14 protein-coding genes are annotated in these 16,201 nt (G+C 69.3%); 4 read left to right on the top strand and 10 right to left on the bottom strand.

All coding sequences use genetic code 11. From position 1 onward, the window contains the following. Window positions 1–2 precede the first annotated feature (2 nt). Entirely contained in the window at window positions 3–830 is an 828-nt protein-coding gene (locus tag A9977_RS27780; RefSeq protein WP_183028041.1) for an ABC transporter permease, read from the top strand. 7 nt (window positions 831–837) lie between these two features. Here A9977_RS27780 and A9977_RS27775 read toward each other — a convergent pair whose 3' ends face one another. From A9977_RS27775 to A9977_RS27755, 5 genes are all read right to left on the bottom strand, one after another. Next, a complete protein-coding gene (locus tag A9977_RS27775) occupies window positions 838–1,590 on the bottom strand; it encodes an SDR family NAD(P)-dependent oxidoreductase (protein ID WP_183028040.1) in 753 nt (250 codons plus the stop codon). Next, entirely contained in the window at window positions 1,587–2,657 is a 1,071-nt protein-coding gene (locus tag A9977_RS27770) for a LacI family DNA-binding transcriptional regulator (protein ID WP_183028039.1), read from the bottom strand. Before A9977_RS27770 ends, A9977_RS27775 begins: the two co-directional genes overlap by 4 nt. Then, window positions 2,654–4,555: a TRAP transporter large permease subunit gene (locus A9977_RS27765; RefSeq protein ID WP_183028038.1), complete on the bottom strand. Its 1,902-nt coding sequence runs from the start codon at window positions 4,553–4,555 to the stop codon at window positions 2,654–2,656. The genes A9977_RS27770 and A9977_RS27765 overlap by 4 nt, the downstream gene beginning before the upstream one ends. Before the next feature lie 4 nt (window positions 4,556–4,559). Beyond that, on the bottom strand, window positions 4,560–5,570 hold the full coding sequence (locus tag A9977_RS27760) for a TRAP transporter substrate-binding protein (protein WP_183028037.1): 1,011 nt from the start codon (window positions 5,568–5,570) through the stop codon (window positions 4,560–4,562). Window positions 5,571–5,839: 269 nt separating this feature from the next. After that, window positions 5,840–7,099: a DEAD/DEAH box helicase gene (locus A9977_RS27755; protein WP_183028036.1), complete on the bottom strand. Its 1,260-nt coding sequence runs from the start codon at window positions 7,097–7,099 to the stop codon at window positions 5,840–5,842. A gap of 297 nt (window positions 7,100–7,396) precedes the next feature. Here A9977_RS27755 and A9977_RS27750 point away from each other — a divergent pair, with 297 nt between their 5' ends. The 3 genes from A9977_RS27750 (at window position 7,397) to A9977_RS27740 (ending at window position 10,039) form a co-directional block, all read left to right on the top strand. Beyond that, window positions 7,397–7,813: an RNA-binding protein gene (locus A9977_RS27750; RefSeq protein WP_183028035.1), complete on the top strand. Its 417-nt coding sequence runs from the start codon at window positions 7,397–7,399 to the stop codon at window positions 7,811–7,813. Window positions 7,814–8,017: 204 nt separating this feature from the next. After that, window positions 8,018–8,506, top strand: coding sequence for a tripartite tricarboxylate transporter TctB family protein (locus A9977_RS27745; protein ID WP_183028034.1), 489 nt, complete (start codon window positions 8,018–8,020; stop codon window positions 8,504–8,506). Window positions 8,507–8,527: 21 nt separating this feature from the next. Beyond that, window positions 8,528–10,039 carry a tripartite tricarboxylate transporter permease gene (locus tag A9977_RS27740; protein WP_183028033.1) on the top strand — a complete coding sequence of 504 codons (1,512 nt, stop codon included), beginning with the start codon at window positions 8,528–8,530 and terminating at the stop codon, window positions 10,037–10,039. A gap of 154 nt (window positions 10,040–10,193) precedes the next feature. On the opposite strand, the gene A9977_RS27735 is transcribed toward A9977_RS27740, so the two are convergent. From A9977_RS27735 to A9977_RS27715, 5 genes are all read right to left on the bottom strand, one after another. After that, the gene (locus A9977_RS27735; protein WP_183028032.1) at window positions 10,194–11,429 is read right to left on the bottom strand and encodes an acetyl-CoA acetyltransferase; all 1,236 of its coding nucleotides are present in this window, start codon (window positions 11,427–11,429) and stop codon (window positions 10,194–10,196) included. Further along, window positions 11,426–13,057 (bottom strand): class I adenylate-forming enzyme family protein, encoded by a 1,632-nt coding sequence (locus A9977_RS27730; RefSeq protein WP_183028031.1) that lies wholly within the window; start codon window positions 13,055–13,057, stop codon window positions 11,426–11,428. The genes A9977_RS27735 and A9977_RS27730 overlap by 4 nt, the downstream gene beginning before the upstream one ends. After that, window positions 13,054–13,866 carry an SDR family NAD(P)-dependent oxidoreductase gene (locus A9977_RS27725; protein ID WP_183028030.1) on the bottom strand — a complete coding sequence of 271 codons (813 nt, stop codon included), beginning with the start codon at window positions 13,864–13,866 and terminating at the stop codon, window positions 13,054–13,056. The genes A9977_RS27730 and A9977_RS27725 overlap by 4 nt, the downstream gene beginning before the upstream one ends. A gap of 31 nt (window positions 13,867–13,897) precedes the next feature. Next, window positions 13,898–14,683, bottom strand: a complete 786-nt coding sequence (locus A9977_RS27720; protein ID WP_259652181.1) for an SDR family NAD(P)-dependent oxidoreductase — start codon at window positions 14,681–14,683, stop codon at window positions 13,898–13,900. Between the two features lie 144 nt (window positions 14,684–14,827). After that, window positions 14,828–16,087, bottom strand: coding sequence for a branched-chain amino acid ABC transporter substrate-binding protein (locus A9977_RS27715; RefSeq protein WP_183028029.1), 1,260 nt, complete (start codon window positions 16,085–16,087; stop codon window positions 14,828–14,830). Window positions 16,088–16,201: the final 114 nt, after the last annotated feature.

Raw genomic sequence — 16,201 nt, 5'->3', positions numbered from 1 at the left:
CCATGTCCGCCACCCCCCTCCCCCTGAACGCAGCCCGCCCCTCCATCTGGCGCCCGCCCGCGCTGTCCATGCGCTGGTGGCCGGTGTTCCTGCGCAACCTGCTGGTGTGGCGCAAGCTCGCGATCCCCAGCCTGATCGGCAACATCGCCGAGCCGCTGATCTGGCTGGTGGCCTTCGGCTACGGCATGGGCGCGCTGGTCGGGCAGGTCGAGGTCGACGGCACCAGGGTGCCCTACATCCTGTTCCTCGCGAGCGGCTCGATCTGCATGAGCGCGATGAACGCGGCCTCCTTCGAGGCGCTGTACTCGGCCTTCTCGCGCATGCATGTGCAGAAGACCTGGGACGGCATCATGAACGCGCCGGTCGGGCTCGACGACGTGGTGCTGGCCGAGATGCTGTGGGCCGCCTTCAAGGCCATCTTCACCACCACCGCGATCCTGCTGGTGATGCTGGGCCTGGGCATCAGCCACAGCCCGAAGCTGCTGGTGGCCTGGTGCGTGCTCGCGGGCGCGGGCATCACCTTCTCGTCGATCGCGCTGATCTTCAACGCGCTGGCCAAGGGCTACGACTTCTTCACCTACTACTTCACGCTGTTCATGACGCCGATGATGTTCCTCTCGGGCGTGTTCTTCCCGCTGGAGCAGCTGCCCGGCATCGTGCGCGCGATCGCGGCCTGGCTGCCGCTGACCAACGCGGTGGCGCTGGTGCGGCCGCTGTTCATGGACCAGTGGCCGGCCGATGCGCTGCGGCACGGCCTGGTGCTGGTGGTCTACGGCGTGGCGGCGTTCTGGCTGGCGCTCGCGCTCACGCGCAAGCGCTTCAAGGCTTAGGGCCTGTTCAGAACAGCGCCATGCCGCCGTTGATCTCCATCACCTCGCCGGTGATGAAGGACGAGTCGTCCGAGCTCAGGAACAGCGCGGCCTTGGCCACGTCTTCCGGCTGGCCTTCGCGGCGCAGCGGCGTGCGCTCGACGCCGGCGGCGCGGCCCTGCGGCGTGTTGAACACGTCGTGGAAGCGGGTGGCGATCAGGCCGGGGGCGATCGCGTTGACGCGGATGCCATCGGGGCCGACCTCCTTGGCCAGCCCGCGCGCATAGGCCAGCAGCGCGCCCTTCGCCGCACCGTAGTGCGTGGCGGCCGGGCCGCCGCCGTCGTGGCCGGCCAGCGAAGCCATGATCACGATGTTGCCGGTGCGCCGGGGCGTCATGTGCCGCAGCGCGGCGCGGCAGCACAGGAAGGCGCTGGTGAGGTTCAGGTCCATGGCCTGGCGCCAGAAGGCGAGCGTGGTGTCGGCGCACTTCACGCGCTGCAGCAGGCCGCCGGCATTGGCGACCAGCACGTCGACGCGGCCGAAGCGCCCGATGGCGGCCTCGAAGGCGGCATCGACCTGCTGCTCGTCGGTCACGTCCGAGCGCAGGGCAAGCACCCGGTCGCCGAACTCCGCCGCCAGGGCCTTGGCCTCTTCCTCGCTCGACCAGTAGGTGAAGACGACGTTGTCGCCGCGTGCGGCGCAGGCGCGCACGATGGCGGCGCCGATGCCCGACGCGCCGCCGGTGACGAGGGTGGTGAGGGTTTCTTGCTGTGGAGTCATGCCTGTTGGTTCCTGGTGGGTTGATGGCGCACGCCGACGACGGCGGTGGATTCGCGAACGACCAGTTCGGGCACGAAGATCAGTTCGTGCGGCGCCTGGTCGGTGTCCTTCATGCGTTCCAGCACGCGTTCGACCGCGGCGACCGCCATCTCGTGCATGGGCTGGCGCACGGTGCTGAGCCCGGGGCTCAGGTACTGGCCGAGGAACATGTCGTCGATGCCGATCACGGACACGTCCTCCGGCACCCGCCGCCCCGATTGCCGCAGGCCCGCGAGCAGGCCGATGGCCAGCATGTCGTTCATGGCCACGATGCCGGTGGCGAGCGTTCCCTTCTCGTGCAGCGCCAGCGCGGCCGTGCGGCCGATCTCGGCCATCTCCATCTCGGACTGGCCGGGCGCCACCTCCTGGGTCTGGACCTCGAAACGCACGCCCGCGCGCTGGCAGGCCTCGCGCGCACCTTCGAGCCGCGCGATGCGGTTGACCGAATGCAGCGGCGCCGAGACATAGGCGATCGCGCGGTGGCCCAGCGACATCAGGTGCTCGGCCGCCATCGCGCCGGCGCTGCGGTTGTCCAGGCTGACGTAGTCGATCGGCAGCTCGGCATGCTGGGCCGTGCGGTCGAAGCAGACCGCGGCCAGCCCGTTGCGGATCATCGGCCCCAGGTGTTCCTGGGCCTGCAGCGAGGAGCCGAGGATCACGCCCTGGATCCCCTGCGCCATGAAGGCCTGCGCGTACTCGCGTTCGCGGGTGGCGCTGCGCTGGGTGTTGCACAGCAGCACGCCGTAGCCGCGCGCCAGCGCGGCGTCCTCCACCCAGCGCGCCAGGGCGCCGAAGAAGGGGTTGGCGATCGAGGGCACGAGCAGCCCGATCATCGGCATGTGGCCGGTCTTCAGCCGGCGCGCCGACTGGTTGGGCCGGAAGCCCAGCGTCTCGATGACCTGGCGGACGCGCGCCAGCGTGTCGGGCGTCATGCGGGCCTCGCGGCCGTTGAGCACGTTCGACACGGTGCTGATGGACACGCCCGCCTGACGGGCGACGTCCTCGATGGTGACGGTGGGGTTTTTCAAGAGAATCCGAAACGGGCGGGCAGCCAGAGGGTGAGGGAGGGCACGAAGGCGATGACAAGCAGCGCCACGAGCAGCACGGCCAGGTACTTTGCCATCGGCCGCGCGACGTCGACCATGCGCGTGCCGGTCACCGCGCAGGTGGCGAACAGGCCCAGCCCGAGCGGCGGCGCGAACAGGCCGAAGCCCATCGCGATCACCAGCACGATGCCGTAGTGCAGCGGATGGATGCCCAGCTGCGTGGCGACCGGCGTGAGCAGCGGCCCGAAGATGATCAGCGCCGGCGCGCCTTCGAGCACCGAGCCGAAGACGATCAGCAGCGCGATCGAGATCAGCATGAAGAGCCAGACGCCGTAGGTGTGGCCGGCCGCAACCATCGCCGCCGCCAGGTCCTGCGGGATCTGCTCGATGGTCAGCGCGTACGACACGCTGGAAGCCGCCGCGACGATGAAAAGGATCGAGCCGGCCAGCGCGGCCGAGTCCACGAACAGCTTGTAGACGCTGCGCCAGCTGAGCTCGCGGAAGGCCAGGCCGCCCACCAGCAGCGCGTACACCACGGCGAAGGCCGACACTTCCGTCGAGGTGGCGATGCCCGAGGTCACGCCCTTGCCGATCATCAGGATCATCAGCAGCCCGACCATCGCGCCGCCCAGCAGCGTCAGCAGGCGGCGGCGGTGGGGAAAGGCCTGCGCCGGGTCGGCCCGGGTGCCGACGATCACGGCCAGCACGGCCAGGGCCGCGGCGAGGAAGGCGGCCGGCACCAGCCCGGCGATGAACAGGCCGCCGATCGACACGTTGGCCACGAAGCCGAAGATGATCAGGTTGATGCAGGGCGGGATGGTCTCGGCCATCACCGCCGTCGCGGCCAGCAGCCCGGCCGCTTCGTTCTCGTCCTGCTTGCAGCGCCGCACGGCGGGCATCATGATGCCGCCCACCGCCGCCACGTCGGCCAGCTTCGAGCCGGAGATGCCGGAGAAGAAGGCGACCGCGACGATCATGATCAGGTTGATGCCGCCGCGCAGGCGGCCCACGGCGCGCACCAGCAGCTCGATCAGCCGCGACGACATGCCGTTGACCTCCATCACCAGGCCGGCCAGCACGAAGAAGGGAATGGCCAGCAGCACGAAGTGCTCCGCGCCGGCCGCCACCTGCTGCGAATACACCACCATCGGCAGGCTCGGGTTGAGCGTGAAGTAGGTGGCCGAGCTGAAGGCGAGCGCGAAGGCGATCGGCACGCCGCCGACCAGGCACAGCACGAAGGACAGCAGCATCCACACGCCGGCGCCCGGCATGGCGGCGGGCGCGAACAGCTGCAGGCCGATCACCGCCAGCACGAGCGCCGCCACCGCGAGGCCGGGCCCGCGCACCGCGCCCTTCGGCGCCAGCAGCAGGTTGCGCAGCGCGAAGACCAGGAACAGCAGGCCGCCGATCACGACCGGCGCGACCAGGATCACCTGCGGCAGGCCCAGCGGCGTGATCTGGCCGCGGCTGGAGGCCATCAGCTGCAGGCCGGAGACGCTCATCACGCCGGCCACCAGCAGCACCACCCAGTTGCAGCACTGCACGGCGAAGTCCCTGCCGCGCGCCGGCAGCAGGCCGCGGATGCTGTCGATGCCCATGTGCTGGCCCCGGGCCAGCCCGATGGAGGCGCCGAGGAACACCAGCAGCAGCAACAGGCCGCTGGCCACCTCCTCGGCCCAGTCGAAGGGGTCGTGCAGGAAGTAGCGCCACACGACCGAACAGAACACCACGAGCACGTCGATGGCGAGCACCAGCGCCGCCACGGCCTCGATCGCCACGCGCAGGCGGGCACAGGCGCGCTCGATGCGTTCGCGTCCGGACGGCGCCGCGACCGCCGTCGCGGAGAAGGCGGTGGAAGGGTTGGAAGTGGCCAGCGCCATGACTTCAGCCCTTGGCGCTGCCGATGGCGTCGATGATGGGCCGCGTCGCCGGGTATTGCGTGGCGAACTCCGTCCACAGCTTCGACACGTCGCGCGTCAGTGCGGCGCGGTCCACCGTGCTCACCGTGACGCCCAGCGCCTTGAGTTGTTCGAAGGCCTTGGCCTCGGTGCTGGCAGCCTGGCCGCGCTGGAATTGCGTGGCGTCGCGGGCGGCCTCGAGGAAGGGCTTCTGCAGCGCGGCCGGGATGCGCTCGAAGGCGCGTTTGCTGATCACCGGCATCACGGGATTGAAGATGTGCTCGGTCAGCATGCAGTGCTTCGCGACCTCGTAGAACTTGCCCGAGAGCACGGTCGGCGCGTCCTGCTCGAGGCCGTCGACCACGCCGGTCTGCAGCGCGGTGTAGATCTCGCCGAAGGGGATCGGCGTGGCCACCGCGCCCATGTACTTGAGGGTGGCGACGAAGTTGGGCACCGGCAGCACCCGGACCTTGACGCCGCGCAGCTCGGTCGCCGACTTCATCGGCGCCTTGGTGTAGACGTTGCGCGCGCCCAGGCTGTAGGCATAGCCCAGCACGTTCACCGAGGCGCGGTCCAGCAGCAGCTTCGACAGCGCGGCGCCGGCCGGCCCGTCGAGCGACTTGCCCACATGGTCGGCGTTCTGGAACAGGTAGCCCATGTCGAGCACGCCGATCTCGGGCACCGCGGTGGCCCAGATCGAGGTGCCGGAGATCATCATGTCGATGGCGCCCAGGCGCACCTGCTGGACGACGTCGGATTCCTTGCCCAGCTGGTTGTTGGGGAAATAGGTCAGCGCCAGCTTGTCGCCGGTGGCGGCCTTGAGGTTTTGCGCGAAGCGCTGGTACCAGAGGAAGTGCGAGGAATTGCTGTCGGCCGTGAGCGAGGAACTCATCCGCAGCGGGACCGTCGACTGGGCGCGCGCGAAGGCAGGCACGGCGAGGGCCGCGGCGGCGGCGCAGGCGCGGCTCAGGACGAGGCGTCGGGAAGGCTGGTTCATGTTGTTGTCTCCTGGTGACGGCGGGCAATGCCGACCTCACAAGAAGTCGGTAAATCGTTACACAAGCCGTTTTCGGATCGTAAGGCCGGTCGGTGTAACGTTTTACTGGTGGAAACCATGAGGTCTGTGCCAGGCGTCGCCAGGCACGGACGGACGACCGCAAGCGGCGCTCGATGGGAATCCGGGGCAAGCCCGCGTCGGAGCGGGCCCCGTCAGGCCGAAAGGCTCAGCGCGCTCGCGGCGGCACCGACCTCACACGCTGCAGCCTTTCAGTCGCCGGTCTTGGCTGCGGCGGCTGCGGCGGCCGCGCGCAGCTTGTCCTTCTTGCTCGGACGCTTGCCCTTGATGCCGCCGGTGCCGGCTTCGGCCTGCGGGTTCAAGGCCTGGCGCGGCGCGGGCTCGAAGCCCGCGACCTGCTCGCGCGGCACCTGGGCGCCCTGGCGCTTCTCGATCAGGCGGAAGTGCGCCTCGTCGTTCTCGGTGATGAAGCTCACGGCCACGCCGCGCTCGCCCGCGCGCCCGGTGCGGCCGATGCGGTGCACATGGTCGACCGAGGAACGCGGCAGGTCGTAGTTGACCACCGCCGGCAGCTGCACCACATCGATGCCGCGCGCGGCCAGGTCGGTCGCCACCACCACCTGCACGCGCGAAGCCTTGAAGTCGGCCAGCACCTGGCTGCGCTTGCCCTGGCTCAGCACGCCATGGAAGGGCTCGGCCTCGAGGCCAGCCTTGCGCAGCTTGTCGGCCACGATCTCGGCCGCATGCTTGGTGGCGACGAACACCAGCACCCGGGCCCAGCCCTCGTCGCGCACCAGCCTGGCCAGCAGCTGGGTGCGGCGCGGGGTGTCGACCTCGATGGCGCGCTGGGCGATGTCGGGCGCGGTGGCGGGTTCGGAAGGCACGTCGATGCGCAAGGGGTCGCGCAGCACCGTGGCGGCCAGCGCCTCGATGGCCGACGGGAAGGTGGCCGAGAACAGCAGGGTCTGGCGGCGCGCGGGCAGCAGGCCCAGGATGCGCTGCAGTTCGTCGGCAAAGCCCAGGTCCAGCAGCCGGTCGGCCTCGTCCAGCACCAAGGTCGACAGTGCGCCGAGGCGCAGCGCGTTGTGGTCGATCAGGTCTAGCAGGCGTCCCGGTGTGGCGACCATCACGTCGGCCCCGCCGCGCAGCGCCATCAGCTGCGGGTTGATCGACACGCCGCCGAAAGCCACCGCGATGCGCAGGGGCCGCGGCAGCGCACGGGCGAACTCACGTAGGGTGTCGCCCACCTGGGCCGCCAGTTCGCGGGTGGGCACCAGCACCAGCGCGGGCAGGTCCCGGGCCGAAGCGTTGTGTCCAGCCAACAGTTTTTGCAGCAAAGGCAGCGCATAGGCTGCCGTCTTGCCCGATCCGGTCTGGGCCGAGGCCCGCAGGTCGCGCCCGGCCAGCACCGCGGGAATGGCCTCGGCCTGGACCGGCGTCGGCTCGGCGTAGCCCTGGGCGCCGGCAGCATGCGCAAGAGGAGGAAGAAGGCCCAGGGCGGTGAATGGCATGCGGTGCTGAAGTGGTCGACAGGGCCCGGAAACCGGGCGGGAAAGGAGGCGGCAAGCATAGCCAGCCCGCCCTTTTCTGGGGGCGACTTGCTTTTTTTTTCGGGGTTTACGCGGGGGTGGGCAAAGCTTTTCACCCAAAAGCCCAGGAGTGGACGACAATGCTTCAGCGTTTCAGGCGGTCTCCGTCTGCAGCGTGAACCGGTGATCGGTCAGTTTCGCGCCACAGCGCTCATTCAGTCAGTTGTGATTCTGGGACTCCATCGCTTTGTTATTTTGGTTTGAATTAGGAGTCCCTCCATGGGCAAAAAACTGTACGTAGGCAATCTGTCCTACTCCATCCGCGACAACGATCTGGAACAAGCCTTCGGCGAGTTCGGTGCTGTTGCCAGCGCCAAGGTCATGATGGAACGCGAAACCGGCCGCTCCAAGGGTTTCGGTTTCGTCGAAATGGGCACCGACGCTGAAGCGCTGGCTGCCATCGAAGGCCTGAACGGCCACACCCTCGACGGCCGCGCTCTGACCGTCAACGAAGCTCGCCCGATGGAACCCCGTCCGGCCGGCGGCGGCTACGGCGGTGGCCGTAGCGGCGGCGGCGGTGGCGGCGGCTACGGTGGTGGCGGCGGCGGCGGTGGTTACGGCGGTGGCGGCGGCCGCAGCGGTGGCGGCGGCGGCGGTGGTTACGGCGGCGGCGGCGGTGGCCGCGGCGGCTACTAAGCCCTCGCTCCCACTCACATCCGTGAAATGAAAAGGCTCCTTCGGGAGCCTTTTTTGCGTCTGCATGCCGCCCGCCGACGTCTTCGCAACCTGACTCCGGGCAGACCCGAACCAGGCGCTACGCGTTACTGCTTAGCGCTTTCGTCAGCCCATGGTCAGGCGCCGAGGACGACCCTCATGCCTTCCAATCAGAGGGTCGAGACAATGGGTATCAAGAGTCAGGCTGACTTCTTTTCAGGGGTCATGTTCACTGCCGTGGGCGCCACCTTCGCGGTCGGCGCCACCACGTACAACATCGGAGACGGCGCCCGCATGGGCCCCGGCTACTTCCCGCTCATGCTGGGCGTGCTGCTGGCCCTGCTGGGGCTGGTGATCATCTTCCAGTCCCTGGTGGTCGAGACCGCCGACGGCGGAAAGATCGGCAAATGGGCCTGGAAGCCGCTGTTCTTCGTGATCGCCGCCAACCTGGCCTTCGGCATCCTGCTGGGCGGCCTGCCCAGCATCGGCCTGCCCGCCATGGGCCTGATCCTCGCGATTTACGCGCTGACCATCATCGCCAGCCTCGCGGGCGAGCATTTCAAGCTGCGTGACGTGCTGGTGCTGGCGACCATCCTGGCGGTCGGCAGCTACGTGGCCTTCATCTGGGCGCTCAAGCTGCAGATCCAGGTCTGGCCCACGTTCATTTCGGGCTGAGAGAGAAAAAGAAAGAACACCATGGATCTGATTCACAACCTCTCGATCGGCTTCGGCGTCGCGTTCACCTTCACGAACCTGCTGTACTGCCTGGTCGGCTGCATCCTGGGCACGCTGATCGGCGTGCTCCCCGGCATCGGCCCGGTCGCGACCATCGCGATGCTGCTGCCCGCCACCTACGCGCTGCCCCCCGTGTCGGCGCTGATCATGCTGGCCGGCATCTACTACGGTGCCCAGTACGGCGGCTCCACCACCGCCATCCTGGTCAACCTGCCGGGCGAATCCTCCTCGGTCGTGACCTGCATCGACGGCTACCAGATGGCCCGACAGGGACGCGCGGGCCCCGCGCTCGCCGCGGCCGGCCTGGGTTCCTTCTTCGCCGGCTGCGTGGGCACGCTGATCCTGGCCGCCTTCGCGCCGCCGCTGACTGAGCTGGCCTTCAAGTTCGGCCCGGCCGAATACTTCTCGCTGATGGTGCTGGGCCTGATCGGCGCCGTGGTGCTGGCCTCGGGCTCGCTGCTCAAGGCGGTCGCGATGATCGTGCTGGGCCTGCTGCTGGGCATCGTGGGCACCGACGTGAACTCGGGCGTGGCCCGCTTCAGCTTCGACATCCCTGAACTCACCGACGGCATCGGCTTCGTGGTGATCGCCATGGGCGTGTTCGGCTACGGCGAAATCATCGGCAACCTCTCGCAGCCCGACGACGAGCGCGAGGTGTTCACCGCCAACGTCAAGGGCCTGTGGCCCACCAAGGACGACTTCAAGCGCATGACGCCGGCCGTGCTGCGCGGCACGGCGCTCGGTTCTGCCCTGGGCATCCTGCCGGGCGGCGGCGCACTGCTGGCGGCTTTCGCGGCCTATGCGCTCGAGAAGAAGATCAAGATGCAGCCGGGCGAAGTGCCCTTCGGCAAGGGCAACATCCGCGGCGTGGCCTCGCCCGAGTCGGCCAACAACGCCGGCGCGCAGACCTCTTTCATTCCGCTGCTGACGCTGGGCATTCCGCCCAATGCCGTGATGGCGCTGATGGTGGGCGCAATGACCATCCACAACATCCAGCCCGGCCCGCAGGTCATGACCAGCAACCCGGAACTGTTCTGGGGCCTGATCGCCTCGATGTGGATCGGCAACGCGATGCTGATCATCCTGAACCTGCCGCTGATCGGCATGTGGATCAAGCTGCTGACGGTGCCCTACAAGTTCCTCTTCCCGGCCATCGTGCTGTTCTGCGCGGTGGGCGTGTACTCGACCAACAACAACACCTTCGACGTCTGGATGGTGGGCCTGTTCGGCTTCATCGGCTACCTGTTCCTCAAGCTCAGGGCCGAACCCGCGCCGCTGCTGCTGGGCTTCATCCTGGGCCCGATGATGGAAGAGAACCTGCGCCGCGCGCTGCTGCTGTCGCGCGGCACCTGGAGCGTGTTCGTCACGCGGCCGCTGTCGGCCGGCCTGCTGGTCGCCGCGGTGCTGCTGCTGGGCATCGTGCTGCTGCCGTCGATCAAGGCGAAGCGCGAAGAAGCCTTCGTGGAGGATTGACTCTCCCCCGGGGGCTCGCGCACTGCGTGTCGCTTCGCCCTCCCCCCTTCCGGGGGGCGACACCAGCGGCCCGGCAAAGCCGGTTCCGCGGTGTCCCACGAACAAGAAAGCCGCCCTTCCGGGCGGCTTTCTGCTTTGGGGCCATCGTCGGTGCTCAGCTCGCTTCGACGACGAAGCTCACGACCGTGGTGGCGCTGCCGCCGATGTTGAGGGTGGCAAAGCGGCGGGCGCCTTCGACCTGGCAGGCGCCGGCGCGGCCGGTGACCTGGCGGGCGGCGTCGAGGACCATGCGCACGCCGGTGGCGCCGACCGGGTGGCCCAGGCCGATCAGGCCGCCGCTGGGGTTGATGGGCAGGCGGCCGCCGGGGGCGATGGTGCCGTCCTCGATCGCGCGCCAGCTCTGGCCCGGCGCGGTGAGGCCGAAGTGGTCGATCGCCATGTACTCGGTGGTGGTGAAGCAGTCGTGCGTCTCGATGCCGTCGAGCGCGAAGACGTCGGCCACGCCCGCGCGCCGGAACGCGCCCTGGATCGCCTCGCGCACATGCGGGAACACATAGGGCTGGCCCGCGCTGGCCTGCAGCTTGGGCGCGAGTTGCAGGTGCGCGGTGCGGTGGCCCCAGCCCGCGATGCGCGGCACGGCATCGAGCGACAGCCCGTGGCGCGCGGCCCAGGCTTTCGCGAAGCGCGGCGAGGCGAGGACCACGGCCGCGGCGCCGTCGGTCACCTGGCCGCAATCCTGGCGCCGGATCATGCCTTCGATCACCGGGTTGGCGTCGTCGTCGGCGGTGAAGCTGGCCTCGGTGTACCGCCAGTCGCGCGTCTGCGCCAGGGGGTTGCGGCGCGCGTTGCCGATGTTGATCTCGGCGATGCGCGCCAGGTGTTCGTACTTCAGGCCGAAGCGCCGCTCGTATTCCTGCCCCACGAGATGGAACATGTGCGGCCAGACGTAGGTCGCGCCCTCGCCTTCCTGGCCGACCCAGGTGGCGGCGCCCAGGTGCTGTGCCGCCACCGCGCCGGGCACGTTGCGCTCCAACTCCACGCCGGTGACCAGCACGCAGTCGTAGCGGCCGCATTCGATCTCGGCGCTCGCGGCCAGCAGCGCGATGCTGCCCGAGGCACAGGCCGCCTCGTGCCGGCCCGCGGGCGTGCCGTCGAAGCCCGGGTCGATGGCCGCGAGCATGCCGCCCAGCTGGCCCTGGCCGGTGAACAGCTCGCCCACGAAATTGCCGACGTGGCCGGCCTCGATCTCGCGCGCCTCGAGCCGCGCATCGGCCAGCGCGCCCTGCACCGCCTCGCGCATGAGTTCGAACAGGCCGTCGCCGGCGCGCGCGGCGTTGCGCGCGAAGTCGGTCTGGTGGCCGCCGAGGATGTAGACGGGGGAGGAGGTCATGCGCTTCTTTCTGAGGAAGGGGTGGCGTGGCGTTGCACGGCCGCCTCGCGCGCCTGGGCGCGCAGCGGTGCCTTGACCAGCTTGCCGTTGAGGTTGCGCGGCAGCGGCATGACGCTGACCGTGACGAAGTCGGGCGTCTTGTAGTCGGCCAGCATGCGGCGGCACAGCGCGCGCACCGCCTCGGTGTCGATGGCCTCGGTGGCGTGCACGAACACATGGATGCGCTCGCCCAGCACCGGGCAGGGGCTCGCGACCGCTGCCACCTCGATCACGCCGGGATGGCGCTGGATCACGTTCTCCAGCTCCACGCAGTAGACCTTGAAGCCGCCACGGTTGATCATGTCCTTGAGACGGTCGAACACGCGCACGAAGCCCTCGGCGTCGACGCTGCCGATGTCGCCCGAGCGCCAGTAGCCGGCCACGAAGGACGCGCGCGTGGCCTCGGCGTTGGCCCAATAGCCGATGGCGTTGCCCGGGCTGCGGATCCACAGCTCGCCCGATGCACCGACCGCCACCTCGCGCCCCTCGGCATCGAGCACGCGGATGTCGACGCAGGGCACGACCGTGCCCACGGTGTCGGGGTGGCGCGCCGCATCGCCGCGCTCGGTGAGCGTGACGGCCGAGGTGGTCTCGGTGGAGCCGAAGCCGTTGTAGAGCGCCAGGCCGGGCAAGGCCTCGGCCAGCCGTGCGATCGTGACCTCAGGCATCGCGGCGCCGCCAAAATGGCCGATGCGCCAGCACGAGAGATCGCGCCGCGGCAGTTCCGGATGCAAGAGGCACAGGTTGTACATGGCCGGCACCATCACCGCGGCGCTCACACGGCGCGCCTCGATCAGCGCCAGCGTCTCGCCGGCGTTGAACTGGCGCTGCAGCACCAGGCAGCCGCCCACCTGCAGCGCGACCACGATCACCGCCAGCAGCCCCGAGATGTGCGAGCCCGGGATGGTCAGCAGCAGCCGGTCGTCGGCCGTGTAGCCGAAGCGCCGCAGGTAGTGGCGCGCGGTGTGGAAGAAGCCCAGGTGCGACAGCACCGCACCCTTGGGATGGCCGGTGGTGCCCGAGGTGTACATGATGCAGGCGGGCTGCGTGTCGGCGAAGTCGGCCGCCACCGGTGCGTCGTTGCCGCCGGCCAGCAGTCCGGTGTACGTCAGTCCGACCGAGGGGTGACCGGGTTCCTCGATGCACACCCGGCAATGCACCTCCGCGATCTCTTCGCGCGGAGGCAGGCGGTCGGCCAGCGCGGCATCGAACACCAGCGCCGACGCGCCGCACTGGTTGAGCATGTAGGCGAGTTCAGGCGCGCTCTGCCGCACGCCGATGGGCACCGCGATCGCGCCGAGGCGCCAGAGGCCGGCCAGCAGCACGACGAATTCGGCGCGGTTGCCTACGAACAGCGCCACGCGGTCGCCGGCCTTCACCTGTTGCGCGGCCAGGCCGCTGGCGATGCGGTCGGCCAGGCGGTCGAGTTGCTGGTAGCTGAGGGTGCGTTCGCCGTCCTCGATGGCGGGCGCCTCGCCACGCGCCGCCACCGCAGCGCGCAGCATCGCGTCGAGGTTGCGCGGCCGCTCGGCATAGCAGGGCACGAGCCGGTCGCCGTAGAGCGCCTCCAGGCGCAGTGCGTCGCTCATGGCTGCGGCCTCGCTTCGCGCGGCGCCGTGGGTTCGCGCATGCGCACCGCGCCATCGATGCGCAGCACCGAGCCGTTCATCATCCCGTTCTCGATCAGCGCCTGCACCATGTGCGCGAACTCCTCGGGCCGGCCGGGCCGCGGCGGAAAGGGCACGTCGTCGATCAGCGTGCGGCGGGTGTGGGTGGGCACCACCTCGTACATGCCGGTCTCGAAGGTGCCCGGCGCGATCGCCATCACGCGGATGCCGAAGCGCGCGAGTTCGCGCGCCAGCGGCAAGGTCATGCTGGCCACGCCGGCCTTCGAGGCGCCGTAGGCCGTCTGCGCCGACAGGGCCTCGTAGGCGGCCACCGAGGCGGTGTTGACGATCACGCCGCGGTCCTCGCCATCGGCCGCATCGTCGCCGCTCAGGCCTTCGGCGAACAGGCGGATGGTGTTGAAGGTGCCCACCAGGTTGACCTCGATCACGCGGCGGAACACGTCGAGCGCGCGCGGCACCACCTTGCCCGTGGCCTTGTCGGTGCGGAACACGCGCGCAGGCCCGAGCACGCCGGCGCAATTGACCAGGATGCGCGGCGTGCCCAGCGCGTTGCGCACCTGCGCGAAGGCCGCTTCCATGCCGGCGTCGGAGCACACGTCGCCACCGAGCGCGAGCACCTGCGGCATCGCCTGCGCCAGCGCGTCGAGCGGCGCGCCGGCCAGGTCGATCGCGGCCACGCGCGCGCCCTGCGCCGCCAGCCGCTGCACCGTGGCCCGGCCCAGGCCCGAGGCCGCGCCGGTGACGACGGCCACTGTTTGGTCGATCTGCATCGAATCCCTTTTCCTTGTCGAAGCGCCCGCGTCAGACGCGGGCCGGCATGCGCAGCCCGCCGTCGAGGCGGATCACCTCGCCGTTGAGCATCGGGTTGGCGACGATGGCCAGCACCAGCGCCGCGAATTCTTCGGCCTGGCCCGGCCGCTTGGGGAAGGGCGGCACGGCCGCGAACACCACCTCGCGCGACTTCGGCGCGAGGTTGAGGGTCATCGGCGTCTCGAACACGCCCGGCGCGATGCCCATCACGCGGATGCCGTGTTCGCCCAGCTCGCGCGCCAGCGGCAGCACCATGCCGGCCACGCCGCCTTTGGACGCCGCATAGGCCGCCTGCCCCATCTGGCCGTCGAAGGCCGCGATCGAGGCGGTGTTGACGATCACGCCGGCCTCGGCATTGCCGCTGCGGCCTTCGATCATCTGCGGCACCGCGCAGCGGATGCAGTTGATCGCGCCCAGCAGGTTGATCTCGACCACGCGGCGGAAGGCCGCCAGCGGCATGGCGACGCCGCGGCGCACCACGCTGCCGGGATCGGCGATGCCCGCGCAATTGACCAGCAGCGCGGTGCGGCCGAGGCGCGCCTCGACCTGCGCGAACACGGCCTCGATGCCCTCGGCATCGGCCACGTCGGCCGCGAAGCCGGTGGCACCGAGGCGTGACGCCGCCGCTTCGACCGCCGCCGCATCGCGGTCGATCAGCACGACCCGCGCACCCGCGGCCCGCAGCGCCTGCGCGGTGGCCGCGCCCAGGCCCGAGGCACCGCCGGTGACCACCGCCACCTTGCCTTCGATCGTCGAACGGATGTCTTGCATGGGCATCTCAGGCCTCCCTCGCACCGTCGCACGAAGCACGACGCGTGAAACCTTCAAGGCCAAAGTTCAGGGACACCGCGGAACTGGCTCTGCCAGGCCGCCGGTGTCGCCCCCTGGAGGGGGAGGCGCCGCAGGCGCTACGGGGGTGGTTCATACGCCCGGACGGTTCATCTGGCAGTTCACGGGCAGTTCGGTGACGGGCCCCGGCACCTTCGCCACCGTCTTCCACCCCATGCCCAGGCCTTCGGCGTCGTACTTGACGCCCTTCACCAGTTGGTTGATGTACAGCGGATGCGTGGCCTGGTGGTCTTCCTTGCGCATCTGGATCTTGCCGAAGGGCGAGTCGTACTCCATGCCCTCGAGCGCCTGCGCGATCTTCACCAGGTCGGTGGTGTTGCCCACCTTCTGGATCGCGCGCGCCAGCATGTCCATCTGCACCAGGATCGAGGTGTAGTAGAGGTCCTCGCCGTACTTGGCCTTGAAGTCGCGCTGGTACTTCTCGAGCGCCGGCTGCTTGTCCTCGACCGGCACGTTGGGGTGCCACGAGGAGATCTGAAACACCGTGTCTTCCCCCGCCGCGCCGATCGAAGTGGGCACGCCGAACAGGCCGCCGTAGTAGGTCACATAGCGGGCGTTCGAGCCCGACTCCTTGCTCGCCCGCACCAGCAGCGAGAGGTCGTTGCCCCAGTTGCCGGTGAGCACCGTGTCGGCGCCCGACTGCTTGATCTTGAGCACGTAGGGCGCGAAGTCCTTGACCTTGCCGAAGGGATGGAAGTCGTCGCCGACGAACTGCACGTCGGGCCGCGCCTTGCCGATGATGGCGCGCGCGTCGGCGCTGACCTGGCGGCCGAAGGCGTAGTCCTGGTTGATCAGGTAGATCTTCTTGATCTGCGGGTTCTGTTTCACGTAGTCGGCGATGGCGTACATCTTCATCAGCTGGTGCGCCTCGAAGCGGAACATCCAGAAGCTGCACTTCTCGCCGGTCAGCTCGGGCAGCGCCGAGCCGTAGTTGAGGTAGAGCACCCGCGAGTCGGGATTGCGCGCGTTGTGCTTCTCGATCGCGCCCTGCAGCGCGCCCGCGATGCCCGAGTTGCCGGCCTGCACCATGAAATTGATCTTCTGGTCGATGGTGCTGTTGAGCATCGAGATCGCCTTGGCCGGATCGCCCGCGTTGTCCAGCGGCACCACCTCGAGCTTGCGGCCCAGCACGCCGCCGCGCTCGTTGATCAGGTCCACCGCATAGAGCAGCGTCTTGGCCACCGTGACGCCGGTCGAGGCGGTGGGGCCCGAGAAGGTGTCGATGTGGGCGATCTTGAGCGTCGGTTGCGCCTGCGCGGTCGCGACCAGCGCCCAGGGAAGGAGCGCGGCGCCCACGCACAGCGAGCGGCCCAGGGAACGAAGGAATGCCATGGTGTTTGTCTCCGGAGGAAGTCGGTGCGCGGGAGGCCCGTGCCCGCTCGGTTCTTTGCGGTCAATGAAAGTTACTCTGCAGTAACTTGTCGTTAATATAGGAACGACAAGGCG

The organism is Variovorax sp. UMC13 (assembly GCF_014170375.1).
GTDB lineage: Bacteria > Pseudomonadota > Gammaproteobacteria > Burkholderiales > Burkholderiaceae_C > Variovorax.
The sequence above is the reverse complement of the archived record's forward strand: the minus strand, read 5'-3'. Positions and strand labels throughout refer to the sequence as shown.

What these genes read in the sequence shown, in the direction of transcription:
- A9977_RS27745 (WP_183028034.1), top strand. Translation starts at nt 8,018, where the DNA reads ATGGGTATCAAGAGTCAGGCTGACTTCTTTTCAGGGGTCATGTTCACT.
- A9977_RS27765 (WP_183028038.1), bottom strand. Translation starts at nt 4,555, where the DNA reads ATGGCGCTGGCCACTTCCAACCCTTCCACCGCCTTCTCCGCGACGGCG.
- A9977_RS27760 (WP_183028037.1), bottom strand. Translation starts at nt 5,570, where the DNA reads ATGAACCAGCCTTCCCGACGCCTCGTCCTGAGCCGCGCCTGCGCCGCC.
- A9977_RS27730 (WP_183028031.1), bottom strand. Translation starts at nt 13,057, where the DNA reads ATGAGCGACGCACTGCGCCTGGAGGCGCTCTACGGCGACCGGCTCGTG.
- A9977_RS27780 (WP_183028041.1), top strand. Translation starts at nt 3, where the DNA reads ATGTCCGCCACCCCCCTCCCCCTGAACGCAGCCCGCCCCTCCATCTGG.
- A9977_RS27755 (WP_183028036.1), bottom strand. Translation starts at nt 7,099, where the DNA reads ATGCCATTCACCGCCCTGGGCCTTCTTCCTCCTCTTGCGCATGCTGCC.
- A9977_RS27775 (WP_183028040.1), bottom strand. Translation starts at nt 1,590, where the DNA reads ATGACTCCACAGCAAGAAACCCTCACCACCCTCGTCACCGGCGGCGCG.
- A9977_RS27725 (WP_183028030.1), bottom strand. Translation starts at nt 13,866, where the DNA reads ATGCAGATCGACCAAACAGTGGCCGTCGTCACCGGCGCGGCCTCGGGC.
- A9977_RS27720 (WP_259652181.1), bottom strand. Translation starts at nt 14,683, where the DNA reads ATGCCCATGCAAGACATCCGTTCGACGATCGAAGGCAAGGTGGCGGTG.
- A9977_RS27715 (WP_183028029.1), bottom strand. Translation starts at nt 16,087, where the DNA reads ATGGCATTCCTTCGTTCCCTGGGCCGCTCGCTGTGCGTGGGCGCCGCG.
- A9977_RS27735 (WP_183028032.1), bottom strand. Translation starts at nt 11,429, where the DNA reads ATGACCTCCTCCCCCGTCTACATCCTCGGCGGCCACCAGACCGACTTC.
- A9977_RS27750 (WP_183028035.1), top strand. Translation starts at nt 7,397, where the DNA reads ATGGGCAAAAAACTGTACGTAGGCAATCTGTCCTACTCCATCCGCGAC.
- A9977_RS27740 (WP_183028033.1), top strand. Translation starts at nt 8,528, where the DNA reads ATGGATCTGATTCACAACCTCTCGATCGGCTTCGGCGTCGCGTTCACC.